At 60.8% G+C, this 22,435-nt stretch carries 20 protein-coding genes; 5 read left to right on the plus strand and 15 right to left on the minus strand.

All coding sequences use genetic code 11. The features are described 5' to 3' along the window. Positions 1–136 precede the first annotated feature (136 nt). Positions 137–1,069: a glutathione S-transferase family protein gene (locus VF672_RS19580; RefSeq protein ID WP_331106195.1), complete on the plus strand. Its 933-nt coding sequence runs from the start codon at positions 137–139 to the stop codon at positions 1,067–1,069. 27 nt (positions 1,070–1,096) lie between these two features. Here VF672_RS19580 and VF672_RS19585 read toward each other — a convergent pair whose 3' ends face one another. Together VF672_RS19585 and yejK are read right to left on the minus strand one after the other, a co-directional pair. Further along, the gene (locus VF672_RS19585) at positions 1,097–1,447 is read right to left on the minus strand and encodes a glutaredoxin family protein (RefSeq protein WP_331106196.1); all 351 of its coding nucleotides are present in this window, start codon (positions 1,445–1,447) and stop codon (positions 1,097–1,099) included. Positions 1,448–1,472: 25 nt separating this feature from the next. Beyond that, a complete protein-coding gene (gene yejK / locus VF672_RS19590; RefSeq protein ID WP_331106197.1) occupies positions 1,473–2,474 on the minus strand; it encodes a nucleoid-associated protein YejK in 1,002 nt (333 codons plus the stop codon). A gap of 354 nt (positions 2,475–2,828) precedes the next feature. Here yejK and VF672_RS19595 point away from each other — a divergent pair, with 354 nt between their 5' ends. After that, positions 2,829–3,110: an HU family DNA-binding protein gene (locus tag VF672_RS19595; RefSeq protein WP_037014905.1), complete on the plus strand. Its 282-nt coding sequence runs from the start codon at positions 2,829–2,831 to the stop codon at positions 3,108–3,110. A gap of 97 nt (positions 3,111–3,207) precedes the next feature. On the opposite strand, the gene rlmF is transcribed toward VF672_RS19595, so the two are convergent. The 5 genes from rlmF to VF672_RS19620 form a co-directional block, all read right to left on the minus strand. Continuing rightward, positions 3,208–4,233 carry a 23S rRNA (adenine(1618)-N(6))-methyltransferase RlmF gene (rlmF, locus tag VF672_RS19600; protein ID WP_331106198.1) on the minus strand — a complete coding sequence of 342 codons (1,026 nt, stop codon included), beginning with the start codon at positions 4,231–4,233 and terminating at the stop codon, positions 3,208–3,210. 172 nt (positions 4,234–4,405) lie between these two features. Then, a complete protein-coding gene (locus VF672_RS19605) occupies positions 4,406–7,252 on the minus strand; it encodes a valine--tRNA ligase (RefSeq protein WP_331106199.1) in 2,847 nt (948 codons plus the stop codon). Positions 7,253–7,427: 175 nt separating this feature from the next. Further along, positions 7,428–7,868, minus strand: a complete 441-nt coding sequence (locus tag VF672_RS19610; protein ID WP_331106200.1) for a DNA polymerase III subunit chi — start codon at positions 7,866–7,868, stop codon at positions 7,428–7,430. Between the two features lie 7 nt (positions 7,869–7,875). Next, positions 7,876–8,304, minus strand: coding sequence for a DNA polymerase III subunit chi (locus VF672_RS19615; RefSeq protein ID WP_331106201.1), 429 nt, complete (start codon positions 8,302–8,304; stop codon positions 7,876–7,878). A gap of 57 nt (positions 8,305–8,361) precedes the next feature. Continuing rightward, positions 8,362–9,852: a leucyl aminopeptidase gene (locus VF672_RS19620; RefSeq protein WP_331106202.1), complete on the minus strand. Its 1,491-nt coding sequence runs from the start codon at positions 9,850–9,852 to the stop codon at positions 8,362–8,364. 306 nt (positions 9,853–10,158) lie between these two features. On the opposite strand from VF672_RS19620, the gene lptF reads away from it, so the two are divergent. Then, entirely contained in the window at positions 10,159–11,277 is a 1,119-nt protein-coding gene (lptF, locus tag VF672_RS19625; protein WP_331106203.1) for an LPS export ABC transporter permease LptF, read from the plus strand. Then, positions 11,270–12,331 carry an LPS export ABC transporter permease LptG gene (gene lptG, locus VF672_RS19630; RefSeq protein ID WP_331106204.1) on the plus strand — a complete coding sequence of 354 codons (1,062 nt, stop codon included), beginning with the start codon at positions 11,270–11,272 and terminating at the stop codon, positions 12,329–12,331. The genes lptF and lptG overlap by 8 nt, the downstream gene beginning before the upstream one ends. Positions 12,332–12,386: 55 nt before the next feature. On the opposite strand, the gene VF672_RS19635 is transcribed toward lptG, so the two are convergent. The 8 genes from VF672_RS19635 to VF672_RS19670 all read right to left on the minus strand — a co-directional run bounded on the left by VF672_RS19635 (position 12,387) and on the right by VF672_RS19670 (position 21,877). After that, positions 12,387–12,875: an RDD family protein gene (locus VF672_RS19635; protein ID WP_331106205.1), complete on the minus strand. Its 489-nt coding sequence runs from the start codon at positions 12,873–12,875 to the stop codon at positions 12,387–12,389. Positions 12,876–12,971: 96 nt separating this feature from the next. Then, positions 12,972–13,184 (minus strand): cold-shock protein, encoded by a 213-nt coding sequence (locus VF672_RS19640; protein ID WP_003175786.1) that lies wholly within the window; start codon positions 13,182–13,184, stop codon positions 12,972–12,974. Positions 13,185–13,578: 394 nt separating this feature from the next. Beyond that, a complete protein-coding gene (gene gcvT / locus VF672_RS19645; RefSeq protein WP_331106206.1) occupies positions 13,579–14,700 on the minus strand; it encodes a glycine cleavage system aminomethyltransferase GcvT in 1,122 nt (373 codons plus the stop codon). Positions 14,701–14,769: 69 nt separating this feature from the next. Next, positions 14,770–16,146 carry an L-serine ammonia-lyase gene (locus VF672_RS19650; RefSeq protein ID WP_331106207.1) on the minus strand — a complete coding sequence of 459 codons (1,377 nt, stop codon included), beginning with the start codon at positions 16,144–16,146 and terminating at the stop codon, positions 14,770–14,772. A 174-nt stretch (positions 16,147–16,320) separates the two neighbouring features. Continuing rightward, positions 16,321–19,179: an aminomethyl-transferring glycine dehydrogenase gene (gcvP, locus tag VF672_RS19655; RefSeq protein ID WP_331106208.1), complete on the minus strand. Its 2,859-nt coding sequence runs from the start codon at positions 19,177–19,179 to the stop codon at positions 16,321–16,323. Between the two features lie 10 nt (positions 19,180–19,189). Next, the gene (gcvH, locus tag VF672_RS19660; RefSeq protein WP_331106209.1) at positions 19,190–19,573 is read right to left on the minus strand and encodes a glycine cleavage system protein GcvH; all 384 of its coding nucleotides are present in this window, start codon (positions 19,571–19,573) and stop codon (positions 19,190–19,192) included. Positions 19,574–19,923: 350 nt separating this feature from the next. Then, positions 19,924–21,432: a sigma-54-dependent transcriptional regulator gene (locus tag VF672_RS19665; RefSeq protein ID WP_331106210.1), complete on the minus strand. Its 1,509-nt coding sequence runs from the start codon at positions 21,430–21,432 to the stop codon at positions 19,924–19,926. A 94-nt stretch (positions 21,433–21,526) separates the two neighbouring features. Continuing rightward, the gene (locus VF672_RS19670; protein ID WP_331106211.1) at positions 21,527–21,877 is read right to left on the minus strand and encodes a DUF5064 family protein; all 351 of its coding nucleotides are present in this window, start codon (positions 21,875–21,877) and stop codon (positions 21,527–21,529) included. 258 nt (positions 21,878–22,135) lie between these two features. Between VF672_RS19670 and VF672_RS19675 the strand changes: the two genes are divergently transcribed. Beyond that, on the plus strand, positions 22,136–22,435 hold a 300-nt coding region (locus tag VF672_RS19675), incomplete at its 3' end, for a transposase (RefSeq protein ID WP_331106212.1).

Genomic DNA, 22,435 nt, shown 5'->3' on the forward strand with positions numbered 1-22,435 from the left:
CTGCGCAAAAGCGCCAAGGAATGCCTGGCAGCCGGCTACATCCAGCCCAGTGATGCCGGGCCATCAGCCTGAGCGGGTATGCCGTGAGCGCTCGGGGCGCTAAGCTGACGGTTTACTCCTGCGGATGGCCCGAAGCATGTCTGAGTTGATTCTTCATCACTATCCAATGTCATTGTTCGCCGAAAAAGCCCGACTGATGATGGGTTTCAAAGGCCTGTCCTGGCGCTCGGTGAATATCCCGTCGATCATGCCCAAGCCCGACCTCATGCCACTCACCGGTGGCTATCGCAAAACCCCTGTCCTGCAAGTGGGCGCGGATATTTACTGCGACACGGCGTTGATTGCCCGGCGTCTGGAGCAAGAGAAGTCCTCGCCCTCGTTCTATCCCGAAGGCCAGGAGTTCACAGCCGCGAGTCTGGCGGCGTGGGCGGATTCGGTGCTGTTTCTGCACTCCGTCAGTCTGGTGTTTCAACCTGCCTCCATGGCTGCGCGTTTCGCCAAGGTCCCGCCTGAGGCTGTGAAAGCTTTCGTGGCTGACCGCGCCACCTTCTTCGACGGTGGCAGCGCCAATCGCGTGCCGCTGGAAGTGGCGCAGCATCAATGGCCCACGCTGATGGCCCGTCTTCAAACCCAGCTCGAGCGTAATGGCGACTTCCTCCTTGGCGCGCCATCGATCGCTGATTTCTCGGTGGCCCACACCTTGTGGTTCCTCAAGCAAACGCCTGTCACGTCCCCGTGCGTGGATGCCTATCCGGCCGTGTTGAGCTGGTACGAGCGTGTGATTGCGTTCGGCCATGGCGCGCCGAGTGAATTGAGTTCAGGCGACGCCGTTGAAATCGCTCGCGCTGCGACACCCGTGCCGGTGCCTGAAGAAGCATTCACCGACCCTAACGGCTTTACGGTGGGCCAGCAGGTGACTGTGTCGGCGGTGGATTATGGCGTTAACGCAGTGGCAGGGGAGCTGGTGTTCAGCGGCCGTGAAGAAATCATCCTGCGCCGGGAAGACGAGCGTGCCGGTGCAGTGAACGTCCACTTCCCGCGTCTGGGTTTTCAAATCAAGGCGATTTGAATACCGGACCGAGGGAATAAGGCGGGCTTACCTCAGCGCCGCCAGGATGTCGTCCGGGGAGAACCCTCTGATCAGCGTGCCGTTCACGTCGATCAGGGGAATGCCGCGTCCGCCCAGCGCTTCATAGGCTTTACGAGCTGCTGGATCTTTCTCGATGTCGAACTCGGTGTAAGGGATACCTTTGCTGTCGAGGAAGCGGCGCGTCTGTTTGCAGTAGCCGCACCAGTCAGTGGCGTACAGCGTCACCCTCGCGTCCGCCTGGGCCTGGGCGGAAACGGCAGAGGAGGGGTGAACGAAGTTCTCGATCTTGCCCCAGTTCTGGTACACGACCACCACCAGCATGATGAGCAAGAACTTCTTCAGGGTACGAACAAACATTCGGGTCTCGGCTCCTCGGCAGGGCTCAGCGGCGTTTCAACTGATCGGTCAACTGAGTGGGCAGGCCTTTGATGATCAGCGTGCCTTTCTCCTCATCGTATTCGATCTTGTCGCCCAGCAAGTGGGCCTCAAAGCTGATCGAAAGGCCCTCGGCGCGGCCGGTGAAGCGGCGGAACTGATTGAGCGTGCGCTTATCCGCAGGGATCTCGGGCGACAGGCCATAGTCCTTGTTACGGATGTGTTCATAGAACGCGCGCGGGCGGTCTTCGTCGATCAAGCCCGACAGTTCTTCCAGCGCGATAGGCTCGCCCATTTTGCTCTGGCTGCTCGCGTAGTCGACCAGCGCCTTGGTCTTCTCGCGGGTGGATGCTTCCGGCAGGTCTTCGCTCTCGACGAAATCACTGAACGCCTTGAGCAGGGTGCGTGTTTCACTGGGCCCGTCGACGCCTTCCTGGCAACCAATGAAGTCGCGGAAGTACTCGGACACCTTCTTGCCGTTTTTGCCTTTGATGAACGAGATGTATTGTTTCGAGGCCTTGTTGTTCTGCCACTCGGAAATATTGATCCGGGCTGCGAGGTGAAGCTGGCCCAGGTCCAGATGCCGCGAGGGTGTCACGTCCAGTGCTTCATTCACGGCCACACCCTCGCTGTGGTGCAGCAGTGCAATCGCCAGGTATTCAGTCATGCCTTGTTGGTAGTGAGCGAACAGCACGTGGCCGCCGACTGACAGGTTCGACTCTTCCATCAGCTTCTGCAGATGCTCGACCGCGATGCGGCTGAACTGAGTGAAGTCCTTGCCCTGGTCCAGGTATTCCTTCAACCAGCCACTGAACGGGTGCGCGCCGGACTCGGCATGAAACAAACCCCAGGCCTTGCCCTGCTTGGCGTTATAGCTCTCGTTGAGGTCCGCCAGCATGTTCTCGATGGCCTGCGACTCGGCAAGCTCGGAGTCCCGGGCGTGGAGAACGGCGGGCGTGCCGTCGGGTTTTTTGTCGATCAGGTGGACGATGGCGTGACGGATCGGCATGGATTTCTCGGCTGCTGAAGGGGAACTGAACGGGACCAGACCAGGCCCGTGCGAAAGTCGGCAAGTGTACCGCAGACAGGCGTCGCAACGCTCTGGAAGGGCCGAAAACGCTGACCTGCGCCCATTAATATGACTTTTTTACGCCTCTGGGGCGATAAAGCTGACCAAATGGGTAGGTAGGGGCGGATATTTGCGTTGCTCTGTGCTAGTTTTGCCCGGTCCTGAGCGCCCAAGCGCGCCAGGCGTGCAGTTTGTGGGCGTTCGGCCGAACCAAAGGCCGTTTGCAGTATCTACATTTCGCGTCTGTACCACACTCTGCAAACCATTCGAATTTGATAGGGAAGGAACACCACCATGGCTCTGACTAAAGACCAATTGATCGCCGATATCGCAGAAGCTATCGACGCGCCAAAAACCACCGCGCGCAACGCTCTCGACCAATTGGGTCAAATCGTCGCTGACCAACTGGAAAACGGCAGTGAAATCACTCTGCCAGGCATCGGCAAACTGAAAGTCACCGAGCGTCCAGCTCGCACCGGCCGCAACCCTTCGACTGGCGCAGCCATCGAAATCGCCGCCAAGAAAGTGGTCAAGTTCGTACCAGCCAAAGTGCTGACTGACTCGGTCAACAAGTAAGCAAAATTGCTGCTTGGATGAGGAACCGTGTGACGGAGCGATCCGGACACGGTTTTTTTGTGCCTGCGATTTGGGCGCCGCAGTGACGGCTGACGACTTATCCGAGTGAACGCCAGCGCTCGGCACGCCACGCCATCTGCTGCGTCTTGTCCTGAAAGGTCCAGGCCACGAAGCGGCTTTGTTTCTGGCCTTGCCCCATCTCCACCGTGTGGCTCTCGACGGCGCCTGCTTTTTTCAGGGCGCTCTGAATCAGTGGCAGGTTTGAGGCTTTGGACACCAGTGTGCTGAACCAGAGCACCTGTTGCGCGACCTGAGCACTTTCGCTGATCAGTTGCGTCACGAAGCGTGCTTCGCCGCCTTCGCACCACAACTCTGCCGCCTGGCCGCCGAAATTCAGCACCGGTAATTTGCGCTTGGGGTCGGCCTTGCCCAAGGCTCGCCATTTACGCTGGCTGCCGCGTAGCGCTTCTTCCGCCGAGGCGTGGAAGGGCGGGTTACACAGGCTGATGTCGAAGCGCTCATCGGGCTGCAGCAGGTGGGTCAAGATGTGCTTGGGGCGCTGCTGTTCCCGCAAACTGATGCGCTTGTTCAGGCCATTGGCTTTGACAAGGGCGGTCGCCGAGGCGAGGGCGATTTTATCGATGTCCGAGCCCAGGAACGACCAGCCGTATTCGCCCTGGCCGATCAGCGGATAGATGCAATTGGCGCCCGTGCCTACATCCAGCGCTGCGACAGAGGCGCCGCGCGGAATGACACCGTCGTTGCGTTCCGCCAGCAGGTCAGCCAGAAAGTGGACGTAATCGGCGCGCCCTGGGATCGGCGGGCAGAGGTAGTCCGCTGGGATGTCCCAGTGGGTAATGCCGTAAAACGCCTTGAGCAACGCGCGGTTGAATACCCGTACAGCGGTGGGGTCGGCGAAGTCGATGCTTTCCTTGCCGTAGGGATTCAGAATCACGAACTTGCCCAGTTCGGGGCTGCTTTTGATCAGGCGTGGAAAATCGTAATGGCCCTGATGACGGTTGCGCGGGTGCAGGGTTGCTTTCTCGCGCGGCGCGGCAGGCTTGGCCTGTTGAGCCGGTCGGGGTTTCTTGCGTGGGGGCTTGCGGGTGTCGGGGCTGGTCATCGGTGATGCGATTCTCGTGAAAGCACAACCCCTGTAGGAGTGAGCTGGCTCGCGATAACCGTGTATCAGCAACGGTTGGGTCGCTGATATACCGATATCGCGAGCAAGCTCACTCCTGCAGGGGCCATGGTCGTCAACCGGCCTGCGATTGAGGCCGGCTGATCTGATCGGATTACAAACTCGCGATCCGTGCGTGCTGCTCGGCCAGCTTGCCCAACGCCTGTTCGGCTTCGGCCATCTTCGCGCGCTCCTTGGCGATCACCTCAGGCGGCGCCTTGTCGACAAAGGCTGCGTTGGACAGCTTGCCGCCAACCCGCTGCACTTCACCCTGCAGACGCTGGATTTCCTTATCAAGACGCGCCAGTTCGGCGTCCTTGTCGATCAGGCCGGCCATCGGCACCAGCACTTCCATTTCGCCGACCAATGCGGTCGCGGACAGCGGCGCTTCAGCGCCTGCTTCCAGGACGGTGAATGACTCAAGCTTGGCCAGCTTCTTCAGCAGGTGCTCGTTCTCGTTCAGCCGGCGCTGGTCTTCAGCGCTGACGTTTTTGAGGAACAGCTGCAGCGGCTTGCCCGGACCAATGTTCATTTCGCCACGGATATTGCGCACGCCGAGCATCAGGCTCTTGAGCCACTCGATGTCGCCTTCCGCCGCCACGTCGATCCGCGCATCGTTGGCCACCGGCCACGGCTGCAGCATGATGGTCTTGCCTTCAACGCCGGCCAGCGGCGCAAGGCGCTGCCAGATTTCTTCGGTGATGAACGGCATGAACGGATGGGCCAGCCGCAGCGCGACTTCAAGCACGCGCACCAGCGTGCGACGGGTGCCGCGCTGACGCTCGATCGGTGCGGTGTCGTCCCATAGAACCGGCTTGGAGAGCTCCAGGTACCAGTCGCAGTACTGGTTCCAGATGAACTCGTACAGCGCTTGCGCCGCCAGGTCGAAACGGAACTGGTCCAGCTGACGCGTCACTTCGGCTTCAGTGCGTTGCAGTTGCGAGATGATCCAGCGATCCGGCAGCGAGAGTTCGAACGCTTCGCCGTTCTGACCGCAGTCCTCGCCCTTGTCGAGCACGTAGCGCGCGGCGTTCCAGATCTTGTTGCAGAAGTTGCGATAGCCTTCGACGCGACCCATGTCGAACTTGATGTCACGACCGGTGGACGCCAGCGAGCAGAAGGTGAAGCGCAGGGCATCGGTGCCGTAACTGGCGATGCCGTCGGCGAACTCGTCGCGGGTCTGCTTCTCGATCTTCTTGGCCAGTTTGGGCTGCATCATGCCGGAGGTGCGTTTCTGCACCAGCGCTTCAAGTTCGATGCCGTCGATGATGTCCAGCGGATCAAGGACGTTGCCCTTGGACTTGGACATCTTCTGGCCCTGGCCATCGCGCACGAGGCCGTGCACATAGACGGTCTTGAACGGTACCTGCGCGGTGCCGTCTTCGTGCTTCACCAAATGCATGGTGAGCATGATCATCCGGGCAACCCAGAAGAAAATGATGTCGAAGCCGGTGACCAGCACATCGGTCGGGTGAAAGGTTTTCAGGAAGTCGGTCTGCTCAGGCCAGCCCAGCGTAGAGAAGGTCCACAAGCCGGAACTGAACCAGGTGTCGAGCACGTCGTTGTCCTGCTGCAGCGCAACGTCAGGACCCAGGTTGTGCTTGGCGCGCACCTCGGCTTCGTCGCGTCCAACGTAGACCTTGCCGGACTCGTCGTACCAGGCCGGAATGCGGTGGCCCCACCAGAGCTGGCGGCTGATGCACCAGTCCTGGATGTCACGCATCCAGGAGAAGTACATGTTCTCATACTGCTTGGGCACGAAGGCGATGCGACCGTCTTCAACGGCGGCGATGGCAGGCTCGGCCAGCGGCTTGGTCGACACGTACCACTGATCCGTCAGCCACGGCTCGATGATGGTCCCGGAGCGATCGCCCTTCGGCACTTTCAACGCGTGGTCGTCAACGCTGACCAGCAGGCCGGCGGCGTCGAATGCGGCAACGATCTGCTTGCGCGCTTCAAAGCGGTCAAGGCCCGCGTACTCGGCGGGAAGGGTGCCGTCGACGGTGTCGTTCAGCGTGCCGTCGAGGTTGAACACCTGGGCAGCAGGCAGAACGGCGGCATTCTTGTCGAAGATATTCAGCAGCGGCAGGTTGTGGCGCTTGCCGACTTCGTAGTCGTTGAAGTCGTGGGCCGGGGTGATTTTCACGCAGCCGGTGCCGAATTCAGGGTCGCAGTAGTCGTCGGCAATGATCGGGATGCGACGGCCCACCAGCGGCAGTTCCACGAACTGACCAATCAGCGCCTTGTAGCGGTCATCGTTCGGGTTCACGGCGACAGCTGCGTCACCCAGCATGGTTTCCGGACGGGTCGTGGCGACGATCAGATAGTCCAGGCCTTCGGCGGTTTTTGCGCCATCGGCCAATGGGTAACGCAGGTTCCACAGGTGCCCCTTCTCGTCGTGGTTTTCCACTTCGAGGTCGGAGATCGCGGTGTGCAGCTTGGTGTCCCAGTTGACCAGACGTTTGCCACGGTAGATCAGGCCGTCTTCATGCAGGCGCACGAACGCTTCTTTGACCGCCTCGGACAAGCCGTCGTCCATCGTGAAGCGCTCGCGGCTCCAGTCGACCGACGAGCCCAGGCGACGGATCTGACGGCTGATGTTGCCGCCGGACTGATCCTTCCATTCCCAGACTTTTTCGAGAAACTTGTCGCGACCCAGATCGTGCCGGTTCTGACCCTGGGCTTCGAGTTGACGCTCCACCAGCATCTGCGTAGCGATACCGGCGTGGTCGGTGCCCGGCTGCCACAGGGTGTTGCGACCCTGCATGCGGCGGAAGCGGATCAGGGCGTCCATGATCGCGTTGTTGAACCCGTGACCCATATGCAGGCTGCCGGTGACGTTCGGCGGCGGAATCATGATGGTGTACGCGTCGCCCGCGCCTTGCGGAGCGAAATAGTTTTCGGACTCCCAGGTCTGATACCAGGAAGTTTCGATGGCGTGCGGCTGGTAGGTCTTGTCCATGCGAGGCGGGAACCTGATCTGCTTTGAGTCGGAAAAGCCGACGAGTATAGCTTTTCAAGGCGGCGTCAAGCTACCAGCGGTAGGTCTGCGGCTATGAGCAGTGATGCCCGCCGGTGTCGCGGGCTTTTGCGCGGCTGCGCTTGCCCGCGATCACAGGTCGGAAGGCATCAGGGGTTCAGCTGTTGTACTGACTCAACAACCGCTCCATTCGTGCATCCAGGCGGCGTTTGATCTCGTTCTCGATGTGCGGGGCGAAGTCGTCGATCACGTCTTGCATGATCAATTGCGCGGCGGCACGCAATTCCGCGTCCAGATGCAGCAGCGCTTCCGCTTTTGGCCCGCCGGCTTGCGCGGCGGTGGTGGCTGGCGTGGGTGGCGTCAGCGCTGCGGCCGGCTCGGGGACCAGCAGCGGGATATTATCCAGGTCTGCTGCGTGCTCCTGGGGCGTTACAACCTGGCCGGTAACCACGTCGAACAGCAGCGGAATCTGCTCATCGCTGTGCACGGACTCGGTCAGCAGGGGAGGCTGGGTCGGGTCCTCGCCCAGAAGCTGGCGAATGGATTCGAGGTCATCCAGCAGGTGCGCTGAATCTTTCAGGTGTTTTGAATTATCCATCGTGTGCTCAAAGACGCTGCAGCCGGTGATCTTGCAGAGGATAGCCCTGTTCGCGGTAGAAGCGAAAACTCTCGCGCGCCGCGAGGCGGATGGCTGGATCCTCGACAACGATCTCGGCGACACGCGTGAATCGTTTGAAGAATTCCGGGATGCGCAGGTCAAGGTTGACCAGCAGATCCTGATGTTGGCCGGGGTCGCTGCCGATGCCCAGCGCCACGGGAGCGTCCTGATCGTTCTCGACTGAGCCATGGGGAACGAAAGCTTCGCCCCTGAACCGCCAGAGCCGGGCATCGAGTTCCTCGCGTTGCCCGGCATCGCTGCAGTGCAGGTACACCCAATGCCCCAGGCGCCAGGCCTTGTCGGTGAGTTTGCAGGCGAAATCCAGGCGCGCGACGGGGTCGGCACTGGGCAGGATGTAGAAGTCGACTTGGGTCATGGGTGATTCCAGAACGCTGAACGCGCCGACCGCAGAGGCCGGCGCGTTGGCAGCGGTTTAAACGCCAGCGCGGTCGATCAGGTATTGGGTCAGCAGCGGAACCGGACGGCCCGTTGCGCCTTTGTCCTTGCCGCCGCTCAGCCATGCCGTACCGGCGATGTCCAGGTGCGCCCACTCGAAGGCTTTGGCAAAGCGAGACAGGAAGCAGGCCGCAGTGATGGTGCCGGCCTTCGGCCCACCGATGTTGGCGATGTCGGCAAACGGGCTGTCCAGTTGCTCTTGATATTCATCGAACAACGGCAGTTGCCAGGCGCGGTCGTCGGCGCGTTTACCGGCTTCCAGCACTTGGTTAATCAGCGCGTCACTGTTGCCCAGCAGCCCGGACGTGTGGCCACCCAGCGCAACGACGCAAGCGCCGGTCAGCGTGGCAATGTCGATAACGGCCTGCGGCTTGAAGCGTTCGGCGTAGGTCAGCGCATCGCACAGCACCAGACGGCCTTCAGCGTCAGTGTTGAGGATTTCGACGGTCTGGCCGCTCATGGTCTTGACGATATCGCCCGGACGCGTTGCGTTGCCGCTTGGCATGTTTTCAGCCGCCGCGATGATGCACACCAGGTTGATCGGCAGTTGCAGTTCGAGCACGGCATTCAAGGTGCCAAACACGCTTGCGGCGCCGCACATGTCGAATTTCATTTCGTCCATGCCCAGGCCGGGCTTGAGGCTGATGCCGCCGGTGTCAAAGGTGATGCCCTTGCCGACCAGTACGTAGGGTTTTTCGCTCTTCTTGCCGTTGGAGTACTGCATGACGATCAGGCGTGGCGGCTGGGCGCTGCCTTGACCGACCGCCAGAAACGAACCCATGCCCAGCGCTTCGATTTTCTTCTCGTCGAAGACTTCGACCTTGAGGCCCTTGTTTGCTTTGCCCATCGCCTTGGCCTGCTCGCCGAGGTAGGTCGGGTGGCAGATGTTCGGCGGCATGTTGCCCAGGTCGCGGGTTACGGCCATGCCGGCGGCAATGGCCTGGCCATGCCTGGCGGCGCGCTCGACGTCGGCGACGTTGGCTTTGGCGGTCAGCAAGGTGACCTTTTTCAGGGCGCGGGGATCGACTTTCTGGCTCTTGAACTGATCGAAGACGTATTCGCCGTCGACCAGGGTCTCGGCCAGCAGGCGGTTCTTGCCGTAGACGTCGCGGTTCTTGACGTTCAGTTGGTCAAGGGCGAAGGCGGCATCGGTGCCACCCAGGCTCTTCAGGGTGCTGAGCGCGCCGCTGATGATTTTACGGAACTGGCGATCGTTCAATTCCGGCTCTTTGCCCGAGCCTACCAGCAACACGCGTTCGGCTTTCAGGTTCGGCAGGCTGTGCAGCAACAGGCTTTGCCCGATCTTGCCCGAGAGGTCGCCGCGCTTGAGGACTGCGCTGATTGCGCCGCCGCTCAGGGTGTCGAGGGTATTCGCAATGTCGCTCAACGTGCGGCCTTCACCGACGGCGACCACCAGCGTGGCGGTCTTCAAGGTTTCTGCACTGACGCTTTTAACAACCAATTCCATGTCGGGGTCCCCGAATAAACTGTGAGTTATCGCACTTGAGCACACGGCTCGGCAGCGGCGCGGAGGTTATTGACACCGGCATGCCTGCGGCAAGGCCCGCAGTTTGACCCTGCGAGCCGATGGATGACAACCCCGTCCGGGTGCGTGCGTGTGCCGCTTGCAGAAGTATCCCGCGCGCGCAGTGACAGACACACCCAATCACAGGATAATGCCGCATATTTTTTTGCTGGTACGCCGTCGCGCGCACCATGGCTGATCCCTTTCCTTGCCATGCCGCCTTAGCGTGACAACCCTGGAGTGTCTGGTTTGATTGTCTTCCGTTACCTGTCTCGAGAAGTGCTGGTTACCCTGAGCGCTGTCAGTGCCGTGCTGCTGGTAATCATCATGAGTGGCCGCTTCATCAAATACCTGGCCCAGGCCGCGTCGGGTGCCCTCGATCCGGGCGTCCTGTTTCTGATCATGGGTTTTCGTCTGCCGGGCTTCCTGCAACTGATCCTCCCGCTGGGGTTGTTCCTCGGGATCCTTCTGGCCTACGGCCGTTTGTATCTCGAAAGCGAAATGACCGTACTTGCCGCCACCGGCATGAGTCAGCAACGCCTGCTGCTGATCACCCTCGCGCCCGCTGCGCTGGTGTCTCTGCTCGTGGCCTGGCTCAGCTTCAGCCTCGCGCCTCAGGGGGCGACGCAGTTCCAGCTGCTGATCAACAAGCAGGACGCGATGACCGAATTCGACACGCTGGTGCCGGGTCGCTTTCAGCTCCTGCGTGACGGCAGCCGGGTGACCTACACCGAAACCATGACCGACGACCGGGTCAACCTGGGCGGCGTATTCATCTCCGAGAAGAAGCTCGACGAGAAGAAAGACCACGGCATTACGGTGCTGGTCGCTGAAAAAGGCCGGCAGGAGATCAAACCAGACGGCAGCCGTTACCTGATTCTCGACAACGGTTATCGCTACGACGGCAACCCCGGTCAGGCCGACTACCGCGCGATCAAATACGACACCTATGGCGCCCTGCTGCCCAAGCCGGACATCAGCGATGAGGTCACTGACCGCGACGCCATTTCGACCGGCGAACTGCTGACCGGCGAAGACAGCCTGCGCAACAGGGCCGAGCTGCAATGGCGGGTCTCGTTACCGATTCTGGTGTTTATCGTGACGCTGATGGCGGTGCCACTGGCCCGGGTCAACCCGCGTCAGGGTCGCTTCCTCAAACTCCTTCCGGCGATTCTTCTTTATATGGCTTATCTGACCATCCTCATCGCGGCACGCGGTGCCCTGGAGAAGGGCAAGATCCCGATGGGCCTCGGCTTATGGTGGGTGCATGCGCTGTTCCTGGCCATCGGACTGGCGTTGCTCTACTGGGAGCCCCTGCGGCTGAAGCTGGCGAGTCGCCGCAGCGTGTCGGGGGTGGCTCATGGTTAAGCTTGATCGCTACATCGGCAAAAGCGTATTCATGGCTATCCTCGCGGTACTGGGGATTATCCTCGGGCTCGCGTCGCTGTTTGCCTTCATCGATGAAATGGCTGATATCAGCGACACCTACACGTTCTGGGACGCGGGCAGTTTCGTGGTCATGACGGCGCCGCGCCGGCTCTACGACATGCTGCCGATGGCCGCGCTGATCGGGTGCCTGATCGGTCTTGGCGCATTGGCCAGCAGCAGCGAACTGACCATCATGCGTGCCGCCGGCGTGTCGATTGGCCGTATCGTCTGGGCGGTCATGAAGCCCATGCTCGTGTTGATGGTCGCCGGGCTGTTGATCGGTGAATACGTGGCGCCGGTGACCGAAGCTTCCGCCCAGGCCGCGCGCTCGCTGGCCCAGGGGACTGGCGATGCCCAGAGCGCCAAGCACGGTTTGTGGCACCGTCAGGGTGAGGAATTCATCCACATCAACACGGTTCAGCCTAACGGGCTGTTGTATGGCGTCACCCGGTACCATTTCGATGATCAGCGCCATATGTTGACGTCCAGCTTCGCCAAACAGGCCAACTTCAAGACCGATTACTGGTTGTTGAAGGACGTCACAACGACCGTGTTCCACGACGGCCACACCGAAGTGGTGACCGCGCCGGAAGAGCGCTGGAACGTCGCGTTGAGCCCTCAGTTGCTGAGCACGGTGGTGCTGCCGCCTGAGTCGCTATCAATGACAGGGCTTTACGGCTACGCGCGCTATCTCGCGGACCAGGGGCTGAACAACGGCCGTTACTGGCTGGCCTTCTACACCAAGATCCTGCAGCCGCTGGTGACCGTGGCCCTGGTGCTGATGGCAATCTCCTTCATCTTCGGGCCGTTGCGCTCGGTAACGCTGGGGCAACGTGTGTTCACGGGCGTGCTCGTGGGGTTCACGTTCCGCATCGCGCAGGATCTGCTGGGGCCGTCGAGCCTTGTGTTTGGCTTTTCCCCACTCTTCGCTGTGCTGGTGCCGGCGGGTGTGTGTGCGCTGGCGGGCATCTGGTTGCTACGCCGCGCGGGTTGATACTCGCTGTGTCATGAGAGAGCCGACCTTATGGTCGGCTTTTTTGTGGGCGGGCTCATTTCTTTGCCTTGAGCACTCGCACCAGCTGCGTTTCGGAATACATGTCGTGCCAGCAGCGCTTGTGTGTGTCGAACAGGCTCCAGAAGAAACCCAGCCCGGCACACAACCACGATGCGATGGCGATGATGAACCGCAGTAACGCCTGCCACAGGCTGATGGCGGTTCCGTCTGCATTCTGCACGCGTATTCCCCAGACTTGCATGCCCAGGGTCTGGCCAGCATGGGTCCAGCATTTGGCAAAGAAGCCAAACAGTGTGATCAGAAGAATCGATGACAGCAGCGGGTCCGCATCAAGCGCGCCGGATTCGGAGAGCTGGTGCAGCCTGGCTTCGCCGACAATCCCCATCCAGGCCAGTTTGTAAATGAACGTGGTGACCATCATCAGCGCCAGGCACAGCAGTGTGTCGTAGCAGATTGCAGCCATGCGACGGCCCAGTCCCACCCGGGGGAAGTCGCCTTGAGGGCGTAACAGGTGGCGGGTCATGGAGGCGCTCGTCAAAAAGGGGTCGGGCAGTTTACGAAATGGCAGGCATAAAAAAGCCCCTGATGTTGGCCATCAAGGGCTTTTTGTTTTGGCGAATCAGGCTTCAGCTTGAACTTCGTCAGCCTGCATGCCTTTTTGGCCCTGCACCGCGACGAACGTTACTTTCTGGCCTTCTTTCAGGCTCTTGAAGCCGTTGCCTTGAATGGCGCGGAAGTGGACGAACAGATCCGGACCGCTTTCAGGCGTGATAAAACCAAAACCCTTTTCATCGTTAAACCACTTAACGGTGCCGCTCTGACGTTGAGACATTTTCTTATTCCTTGGAACTTAAAATGAATGACAGTCTCTTTCGCACGAAAGAGTACTGGGCTGGTTGCAGGAAGAAGATACGTAGAGCGGGATGTAGCATTGCTTTTGGCGCTACTGCCCGGGTCACGATCCGGCGACCCATGCAAACACAGTCGAGAAACTCTACGCTAACTCTCGGCGAAAAAACAAGCCCCGCTTGGACCCGTGTCTATAGGGGTTTGAACGCTATTTTAAAAACTTTTACCAGATGGGATGAATCGATAGTTTTTAATGTTTTGAGCACCGTCAAAGTTCAATATTTTGACAGTTAGGATGTTGTAAACATTGGCGCCAAACGGCGGCACTCGTACAGTTTCATGCACTGTTGCGGTGCCGCACTTTCTGACGGAATTACTTACCCGCGGAAGTAACGTGGCGAAACGAAAGGGGTTTTCGCGACTAACATGGGGACTTTCTTGCCTCGCACGATTGCCCAGACCGGTGTTTCCAGCGCGGTAAACCCATTGTTGATGTAGCCCATCGCCAATGGACCGCTCAGTGTCGGGCCAAAGCCGCCGCTGCAAACTCTTCCTACGATGGTTCCCTCGGCGTCCACGATTTCGGCGCCTTCACGTACCGGGGTGCGTTCTTGAGGCAACAGGCCCACACGTTTGCGTGGCGCACCGGTTTGGTGCTGGGCAAGAATCTTATCAGCGCCCGGGAAACCGCCCGCACGCGCACCGTCCGCGCGGCGCGCTTTGGAGATGGCCCACAGCAGACCGGCTTCGATCGGTGTGGTGTCGGTGTTCATGTCATGCCCGTAGAGGCACAAGCCGGCTTCGAGTCGCAGCGAATCCCGCGCGCCCAGGCCAATCGGTGCTACTTCGGGTTCCGCCAACAGTCGACGCGCCAGGGATTGCGCCTGATCCCCCGGCACCGAAATCTCGTAACCGTCTTCACCGGTGTAGCCAGAACGGCTGATGTAGCAATCGATGCCGTCGATGTTCATCGAGGTGTATTGCATGAAGGTCATCCTGGCGACTTCCGGCGCCAGCCGTGCCAGCGCCGTTACCGCGTGCGGGCCTTGCAGGGCGAGCAAGGCGCGTTCTTCGAATAGCGGCGTGATCTCGCACTGGCTGCCGATGTGCTGCCTCAGGTGCGCGAGGTCTTCGTTTTTGCAGGCGGCGTTGACCACCAGCATCAGTTGGTCGTTACCCAGGTTGGCAACCATCAGGTCATCGAGGATCCCACCGTTTTCGTCGGTGAACATCGCGTAGCGCTGCATGCCGACGGGCAAATCGATGATATCTACCGGCACCAGCGTTTCCAGCGCTCTGGCTGCGTTCGCGCCGCTGAGCTGGATCTGACCCATGTGCGAAACGTCGAACAGGCCGGCCTGATCGCGGGTGTGCAGGTGTTCTTTCATGACGCCGGCGGGGTATTGCACGGGCATGTCGTAACCAGCGAACTCGACCATCTTCGCGCCGAGTTCACGGTGCAGGGCGTTGAGCGGGGTCTTGAGCAATTCTGTGGTCATTGGGTCACTCCTTGAAAGCGGTTCCGGGTTCCCGGCACGGGGCAGGGAACGCGATAATTCTGGCTGATGTCAGCACTCGATAATGTTCACGGCCAGCCCGCCACGGGCTGTTTCCTTGTATTTGCTTTTCATGTCGGCGCCGGTCTGGCGCATGGTGCGAATGACTTTATCCAGCGAGACAAAGTGCTGGCCGTCGCCGCGCAGGGCCATGCGCACCGCGTTGATGGCCTTCACCGAACCCATGGCGTTGCGCTCGATGCAAGGCACTTGAACAAGGCCACCGATGGGGTCGCAGGTAAGACCCAAGTTATGTTCCATGCCAATTTCAGCAGCGTTTTCCACCTGTTGAACATTGCCACCCAGGACTTCGCACAGCGCGCCAGCGGCCATTGAACAGGCCACGCCAACTTCGCCCTGGCAGCCGACTTCGGCGCCCGAGATCGATGCGTTCTCTTTATAGAGAATGCCGATGGCCGCCGCCGTGAGCAGGAAACGCACGACGCCGTCCTCGTTGGCGCCGGTGATAAAGCGCATGTAGTAATGCAGCACCGCCGGGATAATCCCGGCCGCACCGTTGGTGGGTGCGGTGACCACACGGCCGCCGTTGGCGTTTTCTTCGTTGACCGCCAGCGCGTACAGATTGACCCAGTCGAGCACTGACAACGCATCACGCAGCGCGGCCTCGGGGTTCTTGCACAATTGGCGATGCAGCGCGGCCGCCCGCCGCTTGACCTTCAAGCCGCCCGGCAGGATGCCTTCGTTGCGGCAACCTGCCTCGACGCAGTCCTGCATGACCTGCCAGATGTGCAACAGGCCCTGGCGGGTCTCCGCTTCAGGGCGCCACGCAGCTTCATTCGCCAGCATGACCTGGCTGATGGAAAGGCCGCTGGCGGCGCAATGCGCCATCAACTCCCTTGCGGTCTTGAAGGGGTACACCAGTTGCGTCTGGTCCTCCACGATGCGATCCGCGCCCGCGGCGTCCTCATCGACCACAAAGCCGCCGCCAACCGAGTAGTACTCGCGGCTCCGAACTTGCAGGCCGGAGGCATCGAAGGCACGGAAAATCATGCCGTTGGGGTGGTACGCCAACGGTTTGCGAATCATCGCCAGGTGATGCTTTTCGATGAATTCAATGCTGTGCCGACCGAGCAGGTTCAGGCGTTCGCTGCCGCGAATCTGTTGCAATCGGGCAGCGACGGTTTCGGTATCGATGGTATCCGGGTGCTCACCTTCAAGGCCCAGCAAGACGGCCTTGTCGCTGCCGTGCCCTTTGCCGGTGGCACCGAGGGAGCCGTAGAGCTCGACTTTCACGCAGGTGACGGTTTCCAGCAGGCCATCGCGCTGCAAGCCCTCGGCAAAGCGCGCGGCGGCGCGCATCGGGCCCACCGTGTGGGAGCTGGAGGGACCAATGCCGATCTTGAACAGGTCAAAAACGCTCAGCGACATGATTGGACTCCGGGATTATTCTTATTAGGTGCAGTCGCTGTGGAGCCGGCTTGCTGGGGAACGCGTCAGATCGGTCAACATGAATGTTTATGATGAAACGCGTTCGCCAGCAAGCCAGCTCCTACAGAGATCAGCGCTCTGATGCAAACACATCCGAGCGCCTGTAACTGCCGCTTATGCGTAGTCTTCGATAGACGGGCAGGCGCAGACCAGATTGCGGTCGCCAAACACGTTGTCGACGCGACCGACCGGTGGCCAGTATTTGCCTTCGATCAACGACGCGACGGGATACACGGCCTGCTCGCGGCTGTACGGATGGCTCCATTCGCCGACCAGTTCGGCCGCCGTGTGGGGCGCGTTTTTCAGCGGGTTGTCGTCTTTGTCCAGGGCGCCACTTTCGACCGCACGGATTTCTTCGCGGATCTTGATCATGGCGTCGCAGAAGCGATCCAGCTCCTCTTTCGATTCGCTTTCAGTGGGCTCGATCATCAACGTGCCCGCCACCGGGAAGGACATGGTCGGTGCGTGGAAGCCGAAGTCGATCAAGCGCTTGGCGACGTCATCAACGCTGATGCCGCTGGTCTCCTTGAGCGGGCGCAGGTCGAGGATGCATTCGTGCGCGACCAGGCCGTTGCTGCCGGTGTACAGCACAGGATAGTGCTCTTCCAGACGACGGGAGATGTAGTTGGCGTTGAGGATCGCCAGTTGCGAGGCGCGCTTGAGGCCTTCGCCCCCCATCATGCGGATGTACATCCAGGTGATCGGCAGAATGCTCGCGCTGCCAAACGGTGCCGCGCAGACAGCACCTTCTTTGCGTTGCATTTTGGCGTGACCCGGCATGAACGCCGCCAGGTGCGATTTCACGCCGATCGGGCCGACGCCCGGGCCGCCACCGCCGTGGGGAATGCAGAAGGTTTTGTGCAGGTTGAGGTGGGAAACGTCGCCGCCGAACTTGCCTGGTGCGCAGAGGCCGACCATGGCGTTCATGTTGGCGCCGTCGATGTACACCTGGCCGCCGTTGTCATGAACGATGCCGCAGATTTCGCGGATGCCTTCTTCGAACACGCCGTGAGTCGACGGGTAGGTGATCATCAAGGCGGCGAGGTGTTCGCGATGCTCGATGGCCTTGGCGCGCAGGTCTTCGATGTCAACGTTGCCGCGTGCGTCGCAGGCGGTTACCACCACGCGCATCCCGGCCATGTTGGCGGTGGCGGGGTTGGTGCCGTGGGCCGATGACGGAATCAGGCAGATGTCGCGACGCTCATCGCCGCGGCTCTGATGGTAAGCGCGGATCGCCAGCAGGCCCGCGTATTCGCCCTGGGAGCCGGCGTTCGGTTGCAGAGAGATCGCGTCATAACCGGTGGCGGCGCAAAGCATCGCTTCCAGTTCGTCGGTCAGCTGCTGGTAGCCCGCGCTTTGCTCGGTGGGCGCGAACGGGTGCAGGTTGCCGAACTCGGCCCAGGTCACCGGGATCATTTCGCTGGCGGCGTTGAGCTTCATGGTGCAGGAGCCCAGCGGGATCATCGTCCGGTCCAGCGCCAGGTCCTTGTCCGCCAGCCGACGCAGGTAACGCATCAGCTCGGTTTCGGAGTGATAACGGTTGAACACCGGATGGCTGAGGATTGCCGACTGGCGTTTCAGCTCGGCAGGCAGTCGCGCTTCGACACTGTCTGCCAGCGCATCAAAGTCAGGCAGGGCCTGGCCGTCGGCCGCGAACAGGGACCAGAGCAATTCGACGTCGGCTTGTTGGGTGGTTTCGTCCAGCGAAACGCCCAGGCGCTCAGCGTCTACTTCACGCAGGTTGACGGCGTGGTCGCGAGCCTTGTCGTGCAGCTCGGCCGTTTTGGCGCCGGTGTTCAGGGTGATGCTGTCGAAGAAGAACGACTGCTCGGCGTTCAGGCCCAGTTGGCTCAAGCCCTGGGCAAAAATCGCGGTCAAGTGGTGCACGCGGTTGGCGATGCGAGTCAGCCCGCGTGGCCCGTGGTACACGGCGTACATGCTGGCGATGTTGGCGAGCAAAACCTGCGCGGTGCAGATGTTGCTGGTCGCCTTCTCGCGACGAATGTGTTGCTCACGGGTTTGCATGGCCAGGCGCAGGGCGGTCTTGCCGAAGCGGTCGATGGACACGCCAACCAGGCGCCCGGGCATGTCACGCTTGTAGGCGTCGCGGGTAGAGAAATAAGCGGCGTGCGGACCGCCAAAACCCAGCGGCACGCCGAAGCGCTGTGCACTGCCGATCGCCACGTCAGCGCCAAATTCCCCCGGCGGGGTGAGCAGGGTCAGTGCCAGCAGGTCCGCCGCAACCGCCACCAATGCGTTGGCGGCATGGAAGCGTTCGACCAGTTCGCGGTAATCAAAAACGTCACCATTGCTGGCAGGGTATTGCAGCAGCGCGCCGAAGAACTCGCTGACGTCGGCCAGCTGAGACTCGTCGGCAACGATCACTTCAATGCCCAGCGGCTCGGCGCGGGTTTGCAGCACGTCGAGGGTCTGCGGATGGCAGTGGGCGGAGGCGAAGAACTTGTTGCTGCTCTTGTTCTTGCTCAGGCGCTTGCAGAAGGTCATCGCTTCGGCGGCGGCAGTGGCTTCGTCGAGCAGCGAGGCGTTGGCGATCGGCAAGCCAGTCAGGTCGCTGATCAGGGTCTGGAAGTTCAGCAGCGACTCCAGACGGCCTTGGGAAATTTCAGGCTGATAAGGCGTATAGGCGGTGTACCACGCCGGGTTTTCCAGCAGATTGCGCAGGATCGGCGCTGGCGTATGGGTGTTGTAGTAACCCTGGCCGATGTATGTTTTGAACAGCTGATTCTTGCCAGCGATGGCTTTGATATCCGCCAGCGCGTCGGCTTCGCTTTGCCCGGCAGACAAGCCAAGGACGCTGGTGCCTTTGATGGATTCGGGAATGACGCTGGCGGTCAGCGCGTCGAGGGAGTCATACCCCAGAGTGGTGAGCATGGCCTTTTCGTCTGCGGCGCGCGGGCCGATGTGACGGGCGATGAACTCGTTGGCGGTGCTCAGTTCAGTACGGTCAGTCATTGCGCGCTCCTCAGGCTTCGGCGTTGGCTTTGATCAGACGATCATAGGCGTCTTGAGTCAGCAGTTGACCGACAGCATCGGGGTTGGAAGGTATAAAGCGGAAGAACCAGCCTTCGCCGAGGGGGTCTTCGTTGACCCGTTCCGGATTGGCGTCCAGCCCGGAGTTGGTTTCGACGACTTCGCCATCAAGGGGCATGTACACGCCGCTGGCGGCTTTCACCGACTCGACGGTGGCGGCTTCAGCGCCTTTGTCGTAGGACTGCAGCTCGGGCAGTTGCACGAATACCACGTCACCCAGTGCGTCTTGCGCGAAAGCGGTGATGCCGACTGTGACGCTGCCGTCAGCTTCGGCGCGCAGCCACTCGTGGTCTTCGGTAAAACGCAACTCGCTCATGAAATCTCCCCAGATGGTAATCGCCCGTTATGCCCGGGCGTGATGGGGGAGTGCATAGCAAGTTTGCGGCCAAGGTGGGGAAAGGCTCGTAAACGTTGGGCTGCGGCGCTTGGACTGGTTTATGAACTGAGCGCCACTGGAACGATATCGATACGCGGCTTGAGGTTTAGGGTGGCCTGAGCCTTGAGCCGCAGCACCGAGCATTGATTGTGGGACGCATGTAATGATTTCGGTACGGTGTATTGATATCGTGCCATGGCTCGTGGTCGAACTCGATCCTACGGGCGCGTGTCTTGAGCCCAACGTGCTGGCAGCACCTACGAGAGGCGCCCACGGACCGACAGCGCGTCTCAGGGTTTGGCGGGAATCCCGTATTTGCGCAGGCGATGGGCGATTGCGGTGTGGGATGTCTGCAGGCGCGCGGCCAACTGGCGCGTCGAGGGGTACTGGCTGTAAAGCTTTTCCAGCAGCGACTTTTCGAAATCCTCGACTGCTCCTTCCAGGCTTTCGACTTCGCCATCAGTGCCCCTCGCCACCGACGTGCCGGCAATATCAAGGTCGCCGATGTCGACCAACGAGCTGTCGCAAATGGCCGCAGCGCGGAAGATCACGTTCTGTAACTGGCGCACATTGCCGGGCCAGCGATTGCCCAAAAGGGCAGGGTAGGTAGCGGGTGCGAGGCGGCAGACCGGCCGCTGGATCTGTGTACAGGCCTGCTCCATGAAATAACGCGCCAGCATGAGGATGTCCTGTCCGCGCTCGCGCAGCGGCGGCACGTCCAGGTTCAGCACGTTCAGGCGATAGAACAGGTCTTCGCGAAAGGTGCCCTCACCAACCATCTTTTCCAGGTCGCGGTGGGTGGCGCTCAGGATGCGCACGTTGACCTGCACTTCTTTGTCGCCGCCCACCCGCCGGAAGCTGCCGTCATTCAAAAAACGCAGCAGCTTGGCCTGCAGATACGGCGACATCTCGCCGATCTCGTCGAGAAACACGGTGCCTTTGTTGGCAAGTTCCATCAGGCCGGGTTTGCCGCCCCGCTGAGCGCCGGTGAAGGCGCCGGGCGCGTAGCCAAACAGCTCGCTTTCGGCAAGGTTCTCTGGCAGCGCCGCGCAGTTCAGCGCCAGAAACGGTGCTGCATTTCGCGCGCTGACGGCATGACACGCGCGTGCCACCAGTTCCTTGCCCGTGCCGGTTTCGCCCTGAATCAGCAGCGGCGCATCGAGTGCCGCGACCCGCTGGGCACGAGCTTTGAGCGTGCGGATTGGCGCCGAATCACCCAGCAGTGCGTCGAAACCCTCGGCGTGATCGTGATGCAGCGCCGACAGGCGTTCGCCAATCCGGCTTGGCAGATAAAGGGTCAGCAGCGCTCCCGCGTCAGTGATGGGCGTGGCGTCGAGCAGCAAGGCCTCGCCATTGAGCGTCACTTCGCGCAGCGGCAGGCGAAAGCCGTTTTCCAGCAGCGCCGATTGCAGCCCTGCATCGGCAAACAGCTCGCCAATCGACTCGCCCGCCGGTTCCCTGCCATATAACGCAACGAGTGCCGGGTTCGCCAGCAACACATGACCGGCACTGTCCAGCGCAAGCACCGGGTCCGTCATGGCTGCCAGCAGGGCGTCGAGCTGCAGATGACGGCGCTGGCCGGGAAGGATGTCGACCACCGTGATCGCTTCCACACCGCGTACGCGGAACAGCCGGTCCTTGAGTTCTTCGAGCACGTTGTGGCTCAGCGTCGGAGCATCGATGTAAACGTTTGGCGGCACCATCTCCACGGCGTCCAGGTTCAGATTGCGCGCGCCGAGGATCGCCAGCACTTCCTGGGTGATGCCGACGCGGTCAATGAAGGTGACGTGGATGCGCATGAGGAGGGAAACGGTTCGCAGGAGTGAGGCCGGCGATTATGCCAGTAATCTCCACACCAATCGCCGCCCCACCGTCGCGCTGTCGTCCCGAGCGCTATTGCAGATGCTCTGGCGCCACCGGATCACCTGATTTCATGTCGAGCTTGTGGCGGATGTCTTCGAACATCCGGTCGTATTCGCCGTGCATCGCGTGCAGGTCCGTGGTTCTTGGCAGGCCATGCTTTTCGAGGCTTCGAGACGCCTCGCTGGCGAAGTTGTAGGCCTTGTCCCTGGACAGGTCGAAGGCTTCATTGACCGCTTTGCCGTTGATGTCGCCTTCCACGGTGAAGTGCATCCCCGGACCTGAATCGGTCTGGCTGACGTCGTAACGGATATGAAGGTTGTAGCCGATGTCGTTCGGTTGCAGTGCGGGGTGGACGATGTGCAGATGACCTGGCTCGAACATGGCAGTGGCTCCGGGAAAGTGAAGACGTAAGAGGACAGACCGCTGCGGGCCGCCTCCGGTTCAGGCTCATATGCCGCGGGCTGTTTGTGGGACCGGCTTCAGCCGGGAATGCGTCAGACGCCACACCTCAGAATAGAGGGTGTTCAAACCGGCCTCTTCCCGGCTAAAGCCGGTCCTACACAGATTGTGTGAAAACCTAGCCAACCTGCCTCAGATCTAAGAAAATGCCCCGCATCGAAAGATGCGGGGCATTTTCTTATGGCGTACATTCAGGGCGAATCTCGAAACCAGACCAGCCTGTTTCCGGTTTCCATCGACGAAGTGATTCCCGAAGACCATCTGGTCCGTGTGATCGATGCCTATGTTTCGCGCCTTGATCTGCGGGTTCTGGGGTTCGACAAAGCTATCCCCAAAGGCAACGGACGCCCACCTTACAACCCCGCCGACCTGCTCAAACTCTACATCTACGGGTACTTCCAGCGCATACGGTCCTCGCGCCGGCTCGAAGCTGAATGCCAGCGCAACATCGAAGTCATGTGGCTGCTCAACCGCCTCGCG

This window comes from Pseudomonas sp., from assembly GCF_036387035.1.
Lineage (GTDB): Bacteria > Pseudomonadota > Gammaproteobacteria > Pseudomonadales > Pseudomonadaceae > Aquipseudomonas.

Excerpts from the sequence above, each read along its gene's own strand:
- gcvP (WP_331106208.1), bottom strand. The coding sequence starts at position 19,179 with ATGACTGACCGTACTGAACTGAGCACCGCCAACGAGTTCATCGCCCGT.
- rlmF (WP_331106198.1), bottom strand. The coding sequence starts at position 4,233 with ATGACCAGCCCCGACACCCGCAAGCCCCCACGCAAGAAACCCCGACCG.
- VF672_RS19620 (WP_331106202.1), bottom strand. The coding sequence starts at position 9,852 with ATGGAATTGGTTGTTAAAAGCGTCAGTGCAGAAACCTTGAAGACCGCC.
- VF672_RS19585 (WP_331106196.1), bottom strand. The coding sequence starts at position 1,447 with ATGTTTGTTCGTACCCTGAAGAAGTTCTTGCTCATCATGCTGGTGGTG.
- lptG (WP_331106204.1), top strand. The coding sequence starts at position 11,270 with ATGGTTAAGCTTGATCGCTACATCGGCAAAAGCGTATTCATGGCTATC.
- gcvH (WP_331106209.1), bottom strand. The coding sequence starts at position 19,573 with ATGAGCGAGTTGCGTTTTACCGAAGACCACGAGTGGCTGCGCGCCGAA.
- VF672_RS19610 (WP_331106200.1), bottom strand. The coding sequence starts at position 7,868 with ATGGATAATTCAAAACACCTGAAAGATTCAGCGCACCTGCTGGATGAC.
- VF672_RS19640 (WP_003175786.1), bottom strand. The coding sequence starts at position 13,184 with ATGTCTCAACGTCAGAGCGGCACCGTTAAGTGGTTTAACGATGAAAAG.
- VF672_RS19580 (WP_331106195.1), top strand. The coding sequence starts at position 137 with ATGTCTGAGTTGATTCTTCATCACTATCCAATGTCATTGTTCGCCGAA.
- yejK (WP_331106197.1), bottom strand. The coding sequence starts at position 2,474 with ATGCCGATCCGTCACGCCATCGTCCACCTGATCGACAAAAAACCCGAC.
- VF672_RS19605 (WP_331106199.1), bottom strand. The coding sequence starts at position 7,252 with ATGGACAAGACCTACCAGCCGCACGCCATCGAAACTTCCTGGTATCAG.
- VF672_RS19670 (WP_331106211.1), bottom strand. The coding sequence starts at position 21,877 with ATGTTCGAGCCAGGTCATCTGCACATCGTCCACCCCGCACTGCAACCG.
- VF672_RS19665 (WP_331106210.1), bottom strand. The coding sequence starts at position 21,432 with ATGCGCATCCACGTCACCTTCATTGACCGCGTCGGCATCACCCAGGAA.
- VF672_RS19615 (WP_331106201.1), bottom strand. The coding sequence starts at position 8,304 with ATGACCCAAGTCGACTTCTACATCCTGCCCAGTGCCGACCCCGTCGCG.
- VF672_RS19635 (WP_331106205.1), bottom strand. The coding sequence starts at position 12,875 with ATGACCCGCCACCTGTTACGCCCTCAAGGCGACTTCCCCCGGGTGGGA.
- gcvT (WP_331106206.1), bottom strand. The coding sequence starts at position 14,700 with ATGACCACAGAATTGCTCAAGACCCCGCTCAACGCCCTGCACCGTGAA.
- VF672_RS19595 (WP_037014905.1), top strand. The coding sequence starts at position 2,829 with ATGGCTCTGACTAAAGACCAATTGATCGCCGATATCGCAGAAGCTATC.
- VF672_RS19650 (WP_331106207.1), bottom strand. The coding sequence starts at position 16,146 with ATGTCGCTGAGCGTTTTTGACCTGTTCAAGATCGGCATTGGTCCCTCC.